We start from the raw sequence: 12,328 nt of genomic DNA, 5'->3' as shown, positions 1-12,328 counted from the left end.
GCGATCAGCCTCTCTCATAGCCAATTTCTTTTAACAGCTCTTCTTCCTTCTCTCTCATTACTTTTTTATCTTCATCGTCAATATGATCATACCCCAGCAGATGGAGCATTCCATGACATAATACATAGTAAAATTCTCTTTCTGTACTGTGCCCGTATTCTTTCGCCTGTTCCGTCACTTTTTCCGCGGAAATTATAATATCGCCGAGAATATCAAAAGGCCCGATATTTTCTGTTTCGTTATAAGCAAATGAAATAACATCAGTAGGAGTATCCTTCCCCCTGTATTCGCTGTTAATATTCTGTATTACATCATTGGTAGTTATCAAAAATGATACGTATGTATTTTCTGTGTTTTCCAGCTTTTCATATTCAAGGATCATATCCACAAACTCGTTTATCTTCTCTTCATCCATAAATTCCTGTACATCCGAAATATCATAAGTTATATCTATATTACTCATGCTTAAAATCCTCGTCTTCCACTAATTTTTTATTTTCTCCTACCTTAGGATATTGTATTCTCTGGTGATAAGCGCCCTGAAGCACATCCAGAAAGGCCTTTATTATTACTTCTATCTCTCTCAGAGTTATATCCGCAGCTGAAAGCTGTCCGTCTTCTATCTTATATTTTATCAGATATCTTACCAGACTTTCTACATTTTCCTTTGTTTTATCTTCCGCAGCTCTTACTGCTGCTTCTATTGTATCAGCCATTAGTATTATCGCAGATTCTTTTGTTCTCGGCTTCGGTCCGCTGTATCTGAAATCCTGTTCTCTTATCTCTTCGCCCTCTTCCTTAGCCTTGTTATAAAAATACTGCACAAGTGTCGTACCGTGGTGTTCCACCATTATATCCAGAATTTCCTTTGGAAGATTATATTTTTTACCCATAGCCACGCCGTCCTTGGTGTGCGAAATAATAATCAGCGCGCTCAGCGTAGGTTTTATATGATTATGCGGATTTTCCCTTCCTTTTTGGTTTTCCACAAAGAAATTCGGTCTTTTCATTTTCCCTATATCATGATAATATGACGCTACCCTTGCAAAGGTAGCATTTGCCCCCACTGACTCCGCAGCTCTTTCCGCAAGTGCTCCCACCATAATACTATGGTGAAATGTTCCTGATGCTTTTACCAGCAGACTTCTCAGCAAAGGATGCGAAAAATCGCTCAGCTCAAGGAGCTTTATATTGGTCAGTATATCAAAGGTGTTCTCAAAAAACGGCAGCAGGGCGAGACATATCATTCCTGTGAGTATTCCGGAAAAAACCGACAGTATAATCAAAAGCCCCAGTATAGTCATAGGAAACTGATTTACAAGTCCGTATGCCACAGAAAGCAGCGCCTGAAATACTCCGAGAAATACTCCCAGCTTTACGAACTCGCTTCTGTTTACCAAAGCCGAAGCCTGATATATTGCTACCACTGTTACTCCAAGAGTTATCAGAAACCATGTTTCATCTCTTGTAAGAAGAACCAGATTAAATACCGACAGTGTAATGGCGAATACTCTGTCTCCCAAAATAGAGAGAATTATAGGTATAATTGCAAAAGGCAGAAGGTACAAAAGGAATCCCGCCTGAAAAAATGCCAGATATATCAGATTTAATATTGCTACTGTAATAAGACTCGGATAAAATGCCTTTGAATCCATTATTTTTTTCGAATATTTTTTCAAAATATAATACAAAACCATAGATAAAATAACGAATGAAAGTAATAATCCGGTACTTTTTCTGGCCTTATCGCTTACTTTTACCATATTCAGCTTTTCCAGCTTTTCATAAGCATCTGCTGTTATTACATCACCTTTTTTCAGTATCACGTCGCCTTTATATATTTTCATTTCCTGATTTTTTAATGATTCTATATTTTTATCTATTTTTTCCTTTGTTTTTTCCTGATTGAACTTCATATTTATTACCATGAAATTCTTTAACAGTTTTTTCTCTTCAGCCCCGAGCTTATAGTCCTTTGAAGCAACTATTTTATCAAAATCGCCTTTTTTTACTATCCCCTCGGCATAAATTTTTCTCATATCATTTACCAGTGCAAGAATATACGAGCTGCTGTCTCTCAATATTATAGTTCTTAATTCATCCACGCTCAGATTCAGCTTATTCTGATCTATAAAGCTTTTTAGCTCGGCATTGTCTATTTCGGGCTGAAGCTTAAACCAGTTTATGGAATCAAAAAATGTATTCAACTGTGAAACTGAGTTGTCTTCTACTTCTTTATTTCTGTCATATTCAGGAGTCGTATTTTCTATAATTCTGTTTTTTACGCTTTCATCCAGCAGATCTTTATAATATACCACATCCTTATAAGCTATTACGTCCTTTGTTGCTTTATCCCCGATATGATAGCTGATATTTATCCTTTTTGTTTCCATAAATATACCAAATATGAGAAACATGCTGCTTAGCAGAAGAAATCTGTATCTGAATTTATTATTCAGTACAAAACTGGAAACTACACCTTTTTTATTTATCTTTTTATCATCTATTGTTATAGTTACTTCTCTTCCAAAAAAATTTAGTCTCATTTTTCCTCCTATTGTCTATCATGACTTTAAGACAATTATTATCTTTCAATATCAAAACACCTGTGTCTTTAATGCAGAACCTGACTGAAACAGGATGCCGATATTTTGAATAACATAAATTTATTCTGTTAATATTAATCTCTTTAATCCTTGTGAACATCAGAATCCTTTTGGGATAAAGCCTCTGATTTCACTCTTTTTTCTTCTTTCAGAATATATTCTCTGTTTCCTCTTATTATAGACGTTTTTGGCAGAGATTTCAAAAATTTTTCTCCGTATGCTTTTTTTATAACTCTGTTATCCAGTATTGTTACAATTCCAGTATCGGTCTTGCTTCTGATAAGCCTCCCCACACCCTGCTTGAATTTTATCACAGCCTGCGGAATCTGATAATTCATAAACGGATTCTGGTTATTTTTTCTCATATATTCTATTATAGCTTCTGTTACAGGGTCTTCCGGAGACTTGAACGGAAGCTTTACTATTACCACCGATTTCAGACTGTCTCCCTGTACGTCTATTCCTTCCCAAAAACTATCTGTCCCGAATAATATCGCTTTATCTCTTATTTTAAAAAGCTCTATCATTTCATGTCTTGGAAGCTCGCCCTGTTTCAGCAGCGTATATCCCATTTTTTCCAATTCTCCCCTTATTTTGTTATATATAAAATTCAGTGACGAGTAAGATGTAAATAATAAAAAACATCTTCCTTTGGTATTTATTACCAGCTTCTTTATAAAATCATAAACATCAGAGAAAAATTCAAGAGAATTAGGATCCTTTGTATCATCGGGTATATATACCTTCATCTGCTTTTCATAGTCAAAAGGAGAGTCGATAATCTCTTCTATTATGCCCTTTTTTTCAAGTCCTATATTTTTCTTGTAATAGTCAAATTTTTGCTCTACGGCAAGAGTTGCCGAAGTAAAAAGTATTCTGTCCATTTTGTTAAACAAATTATGCTCCAGATCATCAGCTACTTCAAACGGTGTTGCATAAATTCTTATGCTTCCCTTTCTAAGGTTTATATTAGTCCAGTAAACATGGTCTTCCTGATCGGAGTCCAGTATATACAGCAGATCCTTCATAAAAACCTTTACTCTTTCTATATACTTCTTAAAATCAAATATTATTCCGTTTTCATCCTCAAGCCTGAATTTATCAATTTCATTTGTAAGCTTAGTCAGTCCTTTTATCATAATGCTGTAAAGATGTACAGATTCTTTTCTGAGTTTCATAATCTCTTTCCACAGACTGCTGCTTTTTATATAATCCTTGTCAAATCTCTTTTTTATTTCCATCTGTTCACTGTCTTTGGAAAATCCTAATAAAAACCTGTCAAATATTTCTATTATTTTATCATAATATTTATTTAAATTCTCAATTATTTCTTCCTCTTTCACTTTATCTATAATCTCATATTCTTCCTCGCTGAGATTATCTTTCAGATATATAAGCGCTCTGACAAAAATACCGCTTTTATTATAGTTTCTTACTCTTTTATTATAGATATTTCCCATAAGTTTACCAAATGAATACTTCGATACTTCACTTGTAAAATAGCTTCTTGCAGTATCCTCTATATTATGTGCCTCATCAAAAATAAGAATATCATAATTCGGAAGTATGGAATAATCAGTATTAAAGCCTATCTCGCTTCGAATGGACAAATCTGCAAAAAACATATGGTGATTCAGCACCAAAAGATCAGATTTCCCTATTTCTTTTCTCGCATTAAAAAAATAACAGCTTGAAAAATACGGACATTTTACATTTGTACAAAGATCCAGTTCACAGTTTACCTTTTCCCATATTTCAAAACTTATTCCATATCTTAATTCATTTCTGTCACCGTATTTCGTAGTTTCGTTCCATTTCTGCAGATTCAGCAGGATTTCTTTGTCCTCACTGTCATCACTCTCTTCCATAATTGCATTCTGCAGTTTACGCTTGCAGAGATAGTTTCCTCTTCCCTTTACAAGGGTATATTTAAAATCCTGCCCTATCAGTTCCTTTACCAGCGGTATATCCTTATTGATAAGCTGTTCCTGCAGATTTATGGTATTGGTTGATATTATGGCCTTTAGATTATTTTCCAGGGCATATTCAAGTGTAGGTATAAGATAGGCAAGTGTTTTCCCAGTTCCCGTTCCTGCCTCTATCAGTGCCTTTTTATTCTCATTAAGAGACTTCTCGATATCCTTTGACATTTTGTACTGTTCATCTCTTATTTCAAAATCAGGATATTTTTTTCTTATTATACCCAGATCGCCAAAATATTTATCTATATCTATTTTTATATGCTTCTTTAAAGAAACAAGTACATATATATCATTAACCTCATTATTTACAATGTATGAACCGCCTCCCAGCTCTCCATACACTGACGATATCTGTACGTCATTATCGGAAGGAACCAGCAATCCCGACGGATGATTATGTATTATTATTTCATTTTTTTTCATTCTGTTCAAAACTGCCGCCACGGAATATTCATTTCCTCTGGCAATTACTTCTATATCTGTAACAATTCCCTCTTCATTGGGAATGCCTCTGAAGAAAACTTCGTTTCCCGAAGCAGCCTTTATTTCTTTTTTCAGCTTTGCTACAGCTTTTTTTTCTAAAAATTCAAAGATTTTCATGTATCCTCCCGCTTATAGCAATTTTACAATATTACTAACATTTTTTCAAGGCAGGATTTCATTTTATTTTCGCTCTAGTATTGTAAATGCAGGATTACCGCTTTTATTTCATTCTTATATTTAATAAATGTTTCTTTTGTAAAAAAGAGCAGGACTTTTATTTTATTTTTCTCTTTTAAATATCTATTTTATTTCATTAAAATTCCATCACTTTTTATATTTTATATATTAGAAAATCAGATCATTTTTCAGATCTGATTTTCTCTATTTATTAAAATACAGCTTTTAATGATACTCCTGCCCTGTAATCATCCTGATTGTCATTTCCTACCACATATTCACCTGTAAGGAAAATACCGTATCTGTTCTCCACTTCCACACCCACAGATGCCTTGCTTCTAAATGCTCCTTTTTCATCCATAGGTTTTGATAAATCATGATAGTCTGTTTCTATTGCTGTAAGTCTTGCTTTTTCTCTTTCATTCAGATCAGCAAGCTCATATTCATATGCCAGATCCAAAGTTCCCTTTAATTTCCATTCACTTTTCGGACTTAGCGGTGTTGATGCTTTCAGCTCTATTCCTGCTCTGGGTTTTACGCTCCAGGCATCATTACCCTTTACTTCCACTGCTTCCAGCCCGCTTTCATCAAATGTAGGTCTTGTTATATACATGGCTCTTAATCCTCCGTATGGTGTTATAACTGTTTTTTTGCCTATTTCAAACTCTTTTCCGATTATATTGTCAGATGTTATTGAATAAGTTTCATAAGTACCGTTCATTTCAGATCTTTTGCTCCCGGCTCCCCAGTCTATGTTTCTGTCTACATTATGAAAGCTTACTCTTCCTGTGAGGTCATTTTTTATTTTCCAGCTGTCCGCAGTATATTTATTATGTACTCCCAGCTGAACAGTATCCACCCATTCTTCACTGTTGTTTCCGTCGTTGAATTCAAAGCTTGTATGAAGGTAGCCCAGAGAGTAGCCGAATGTATGTCTGTATGTTCTCTCTACTTCACGCAGTGCAAGTACTCCTGCTGTAGTATAATTATAGCTTTGTACACCGTCGGTATTTTCCTTATTTTCACCTTTTCCTACAATTACATCTATTTTTACATTTTCTTTTGTATTATTTTTTGAGTTTTGCAAAAGGTCAAGTGAGCTTTCAAAGGTTCTGGCTATATCTTCCTCTCTCTGGTTGATATTAGCATACACATCGCCTGCAAGACTTGCCATCAGATGTCTGAAGTCCAGCTCATTTTCCAAAAGATCAAGCTTATCGTATATTTTCAATGCATTTCCTTCGGCTCTAAAGTACTTCTCATCTAATGCACGTCCAAAGTCCTGATACCACAGACCGTTTGTAAAGTTATCATATGGTATTTTCTCCATCCACACATCCAGATTTCCTCTTGAATTTAGCACCGGTATTGCTTTCCATGTAAGTGATTTACTCTGTACCGGTATCGAAGCCGAGTCAGCAGCGAAACCAGAATCAGGTATTATCACATCTTCCAGTTTATATTTTTCCATATTTGTTCCTACAGCAAAATTCCCTGAAACCTGAAGCGGCGAAGTCACGTCAAAGGCCGGAGCCTGTATGCTGACAGAATTTGATATCAGATAATCAGCACCTATGTCTGAAGGATCATAATTTCCTGCTGCTATATCTTCTGCTGTCGGTGCTTTTATTGTCGAAGGATCTACGTTTATCACCACATTTACTCCATCTGTAGTGAATTTTTCAGCTACTTTTATTATACCCGCATTTATAATTGTAGGAGTATTATATACTTCACCGGCACCTACACCATAATTTCCCGTACCTACTCCGCCGTTTATTATTATTGTTCCTCCTACAAGGTTATTAAGAGTCGAACCGTTCCCCAGAACTATTCCCTGAGCTCCTTCACCGTCGGCTATTATAGTTCCGCCATTTATTATTTCTGATGACGACAGGCCGTACATACCTATTGCATGAGTTCCGGAAACTCTTATAGTTCCGTAGTTTTCTATTTTTGAACCTTCTCCGTTTCCTGCCATCCCTATTACATTATCACCTGTTACATTAATAGTTCCGTTATTTACTATTCTGGCTCTTTCAGTATACATTCCCATCGAATAATTACCTGTGGCTGTTATATTACCATCATTTCTTGCAGAACCGGAAATAGCTGCTATTCCCACAGCTCCGGCACCAACCGTAATATTTCCTGTTGATGTATTAACAAGAGTTGAGTCTGTTCCATACACTCCCACAGTGAACAAACTTTTTTCTATATCTACGATTTTATTTCCATTTGGATCAAGTGTGTAACTTCCGTCAAAATTTGTTTTGAATACAAGGTTTGAAGCTCCGAGATTTATAGCTCCGTTATTTGTTACAGTTCCTGATCTGCTGTGTACTCCCACATTACTTGTTCCGGCTGTTCCTGTAATAGTTCCGTCATTTACGAAATTTACCCCGTTTAGCAGATAGAATGCCGAATTTTCAGAACCTGTCATTGACACTGTTGTTCCAGAAGCATTTGTTACTGTACCTGCTCCGCTTTTAACCAAATAGATAGAATCTGTTCCCATTGTTATATTTGATGCTGTATTTGAAAATGAACCGTCTAAAACCACAAAACCAAAGTTTTCATTTCCTATGTTCATATCAGCAGCATTTGTTACTGCCGAATTCTCGGCATATACCCCTACTGCTTTATCTGTTCCTAAGTTTAATACTGCAGTACCTGTTATATTAACCGAACCGTCTCTTACGTATACACCCGCTCCGGTATTTCCTATATTTAATATGCCTGTTTGTGTTATCTGTCCGCCTACACTGTAGATTCCCATTGAATTATTACCCGCAGTAAGATTATTATTCGTAATCTGATCTCCCGGATTAACAGTATATATTCCTATACTTGGATTCTGTGCATCCAGTGAATCTCCAACTGTAATTGTTCCGCTGTTATTTATTACTTTTACCGCAGAACCTACTGAATAAATACCTGCTGACTGATCTCCCGTAAGTGTTATCAATCCCTGATTTATTATAGGACCGCTTACATTATCGGCAAACAATGCTATTGTATGATCCGAACTTCCTGTAATAACGCCTGAGGCTCTGTTTTCTATATTCACACCATCTTTTAAAAATAGCGCATTTGATCTTAAACCTAGATTTATTATTCCGTTATTTATTGCTATTGATCCGGCACCTGAAGATGCTACCGCAGCTGAATAATCTCCTACTGATATAGTTCCTGTATTAATCAGTCTTGATCCGTTTCTTCCATATATTCCCGCAGAATAATCATCTACTGATATAATACCTGCATTTTCCCCGTCCATATCAGCTGTCATTCCTGTATATGCACTGCTCCCCGCAGGCATAGCATATTGTCCGTCCAATACAAAGGCGCTTGTATTAACAGAACCTGGCTGTACCGTAATACTGCTCGTATTTGTCATAAATGCTGCCGAATTTTTTCCGATCAGAAAGCTTCCGTTTGATGCTAAATTCGCATCTCCTGTATAAACTCCCACCTGATCAATCAGGCTCCCGAAGATATATGAAGACCCTGCTGTTACTGTACCCAGATTTATATTTGCATTTACTACCCCGCCGGAAATCATGTTATACAACACTACATTTTTACCGTCTATATTAAATGTTCCTGCACCTGTAAAGTTTGATACTCCGTCAAAGTATATTCCCAGAGCATTATCACCATTTAAATTTAATGTTATATCAGATAAGTTTATATCTGAATTTTTTGCATAGAGCCCTATACCGTTTGTACCTACGCTGATTGTAGTCAGAGAAGTCGAAGTCAGTGTACCGCCGCTTATATATACACCTACACCGTTCACTGAATTCTGAACATCTATATTTCCTCCGCTTATATCAAGTTTAGTATCCCCTCTTACTCCTGTTGAATTATTATTAAGAAATATCCCTATTGCCCCTGAGCCGCTTTGTGCAGTTATATTTCCGTTATTTGTTATATCCAGCGTTCCGTTTCCGAAGGCCTGTGATGATCCCTGTTTGAATCCTTCGGCATATATTCCTATGCCGTTTGTTCCGATCACTATATTTGAAGTATTATCATTAATTGCTTTTGTACCATTTACTGCATACATCCCTATAGAACCATTACCTGTAAGATTAAGGTTTCCTCCGTTTATATTGCTTATTTCCCCGTTACTTGCATATATTCCAACAGAATTAGAACCGCTCAAGTTAAAAGCTCCGGCATCATTTATTAATGTAACCTGATTTCTCGGCAATGAAGCTCCCAAAGTATCAAGCCCGTTTTCCTGTGCCATTCCTATTTGTCCTGTCTGTGTTCCTGTAACTGTTGCTGATGTATTATTTATATGCGATGTAGCCAGCTCTAGTGTATTATAAGGGTCTGCAGCTGAGTCAAGATTTACATTCTGATCTATAATCAAAGTTCCCTTATACATCATATATGTTTTATAATTGCTTCCTATGACTGTCGGTCCGTTGGCAAGTGACCCCAAAGGAGTTGCTGCTGTACTCAGATTCATTATTATATTGTCTACTATAAATAATCTTGAGCCTGACTCCATATTTAAAGTCAGCTTACCTGTAAGACCTCCGAAAGTTGTCTGAAAATAATTCTCAAGGTCTGTCTTAGTCAATGGTGTATTGTTTCCTGAGTAGTAAAAAGCAGTTCCTCTTGAAGAGCTGTCAGCCCCTCCTGCTATTGTTGCATTTACATTTGTCAAGTCAAAAGTACCACCGTCTTCACTAAAGAACAGCAATGATCTCTGACCAGTACGCAGAGTAGTTCCGCTTAATCTTATTACTCCTGTGGCACCTTTTGAGTAAAGGTTAAAAGCACTGTCCGATGCCTGAATATTTCCGCCTGTTATATCTACTAAACCTGAATCTGTGAATAAACCTGTAGATTCCTGTCCGTTTACATTTATTTGAATATTTCCCGAAGAAGATGTAAAGCTTGCAGTTCCTGCTCCGCTGTCTAAAACTGCTATTCCCACAGTTCCCATTTTATTGTTTGAAGGATCAGTGTATACTCCTCCGCTTATATTCAGATTTCCTGTATTATTAACAGTTCCGTCATTTGTGATTACTCCTATTGTCCCGTTACCACTGGCATTCAGAGTACCTCCGTTAGTAATTGCCGCTCCGTTACTTGAAAAAATACCGACCTGTCCATTACCGTTTAATAAGCTTAATGTTGTATTTGCTTCTGTAGTCGCCGAAGAATTCGAGCCTATGGCAACAAGCAGATTATTCTGTACACCTCCGTTACTGCTTATCAATTGTGTTTTCCCTGCCGCGGAGTCATATCCCAAAGTTATATTTCCGTTTTGTACTATAATTCCCGAGCTGTTTTTAGCTGCATTTCCTAAAGATATATTATAATTACTCATTCTGAGCGGATTTGCTGTGCTGTAATCCACAGCCATTCCTATTGCATTTTCTACTTTTGAAGCGTCCCCACCAGCCTCATTTCCAGTGGAATTAGCTGCATTTCCTGCTGTTCCGATGTTTACCTTTATTACAGAATTATCCAGATTTATCATTGAATTCGTAGCCTGTATACCTATTGATTTATCACCGTTTAATACCAAAGGATTATTCAGTACTATTCTGGAATCACCAAAATCACTTACCGAACTATTCAGTATTATTCCTATTGAATTCAATCCGTTTAAAGTCACATTTCCGTTATTGGTAAAAATTGCTCCTCCGTTTGTATTTCCGGGTGTTGCATAATTGGCTAACACATCAGAAGTTCCGTTTAATGTTATATTGGCTCCATTTTCATTAATAAAATTAAAATATCTATTATAATAAACTATATTTCCTACATTAGCATCTATTGTAGTAAATATTATTCTCTGCTGCGGGGTTAAACCGCTTTCGATTCCGCCTCCCGTAATCACCGAGGTATCTGCCGAGGCTTCTATATTTCCGTAATTTATCATATCTGCACCATAAGTATATGTCTTATGTGACTGAACTCCATAAAATATCAGCTGCTGTCCGTATAATTTTGTTGTTGTATTAGGATTAATTATCCATTTTGCAGCTTCACCACCGTCATCATGAGCATCTGTATGAAATAGCATCAGATAGTCTCCCGGCTTATTCCCCACACCTACCATACGAAAATCCATATTATCTATGGTTACAGTATGCCCCCCTATCAGTTTCATAGCAGCATGCGATGAAGTCAAACCTGTAGCAGATGTATTCTGTATTCCGTTATCTGTCAATCTGTGTGCTGCTCCGCCAGATACACCTACTGCATGAGTATCCTGAACATAAATGTCAAAATCCTGATTCAAAACTGATGAACGGCTTATGACATCCATAGTCCCTCCGGTTCCTTGTCCTGTTAAATTTTGCTGGGAAATAGGGGCAATAGCAGCACTCTGCTTTAAGAAATACTGATCGTCACTATTGGCAGAACCGGGAAAATTAAACGAGATCGGTGTTACTGTACTCACACTAACCACTGGTATACTCGGATAAATCGGCTGAAACTGCAGCGGATTTACTGCAATGACTGCAGATGCTGTCGGAACTGGTATATTAATAACTGTCGGATTTATATTAATTTCATTCGGCAGTGTTATAGCAAGCCTTCTGTCTCTTGGGGCTATTGCCTTTACAGAGACTGCCAGTCCTATGTTAACATCTATAGGCGGCTGCGGGTTTATCGGCTTTGTAGGAGTTTCATCAGGATCTGAATAATAATCCGCATTATTTAATGTATTATCTCCCTTTCTTCTTTCCGCATAGAAACCGCTAAAAAATATCTGCCATTCCAGATATTCCGGTTTTACTATATAATCTCCCTGTAAATACAGATCTTTTATTTCTTTATTTTTTTTATTCAATATTTTTTCTATTTGCTTATAGTTTGAGTCATTGCTTTTCCCTGTTTCTATATTTCTCGTCATTTGATTATACAAATTTTCAGATGTATTTCTATTGACATTTGACGCACTATAAGTAAAAGTCGCAGCATTAAATGCCAGTAAGCATATTAATGCACTTCTATATTTTTTCATAGCCTTCTCCTTAATTATAATGATTTGTTCAAATTAAAAATCTAATTCTAAATAAGAATACTAAATTTTTATTTTCT

The 12,328-nt window shown here is 36.3% G+C and carries 4 protein-coding genes; all 4 read right to left on the bottom strand.

The genetic code is table 11. The features are described from left to right. Positions 1-4: 4 nt before the first annotated feature. A complete protein-coding gene (ybeY, locus tag STERM_RS09555; RefSeq protein ID WP_012861394.1) occupies positions 5-463 on the bottom strand; it encodes an rRNA maturation RNase YbeY in 459 nt (152 codons plus the stop codon). Then, positions 456-2,546 (bottom strand): HD family phosphohydrolase, encoded by a 2,091-nt coding sequence (locus tag STERM_RS09550; RefSeq protein ID WP_012861393.1) that lies wholly within the window; start codon positions 2,544-2,546, stop codon positions 456-458. The genes ybeY and STERM_RS09550 overlap by 8 nt, the downstream gene beginning before the upstream one ends. Before the next feature lie 143 nt (positions 2,547-2,689). Next, positions 2,690-5,188, bottom strand: a complete 2,499-nt coding sequence (locus tag STERM_RS09545; protein WP_012861392.1) for an ATP-dependent DNA helicase — start codon at positions 5,186-5,188, stop codon at positions 2,690-2,692. A gap of 271 nt (positions 5,189-5,459) precedes the next feature. After that, on the bottom strand, positions 5,460-12,251 hold the full coding sequence (locus STERM_RS09540) for an autotransporter domain-containing protein (RefSeq protein WP_012861391.1): 6,792 nt from the start codon (positions 12,249-12,251) through the stop codon (positions 5,460-5,462). Between the last annotated feature and the right edge of the window lie 77 nt (positions 12,252-12,328).

Origin of the sequence: Sebaldella termitidis ATCC 33386 (assembly GCF_000024405.1) — a bacterium.
In the GTDB taxonomy this organism is placed as follows: Bacteria; Fusobacteriota; Fusobacteriia; order Fusobacteriales; family Leptotrichiaceae; genus Sebaldella; species Sebaldella termitidis.
The sequence above is the reverse complement of the archived record's forward strand: the minus strand, read 5'-3'. Positions and strand labels throughout refer to the sequence as shown.

Excerpts from the sequence above, each read along its gene's own strand:
- ybeY (WP_012861394.1), bottom strand. The coding sequence starts at position 463 with ATGAGTAATATAGATATAACTTATGATATTTCGGATGTACAGGAATTT.
- STERM_RS09545 (WP_012861392.1), bottom strand. The coding sequence starts at position 5,188 with ATGAAAATCTTTGAATTTTTAGAAAAAAAAGCTGTAGCAAAGCTGAAA.
- STERM_RS09550 (WP_012861393.1), bottom strand. The coding sequence starts at position 2,546 with ATGAGACTAAATTTTTTTGGAAGAGAAGTAACTATAACAATAGATGAT.
- STERM_RS09540 (WP_012861391.1), bottom strand. The coding sequence starts at position 12,251 with ATGAAAAAATATAGAAGTGCATTAATATGCTTACTGGCATTTAATGCT.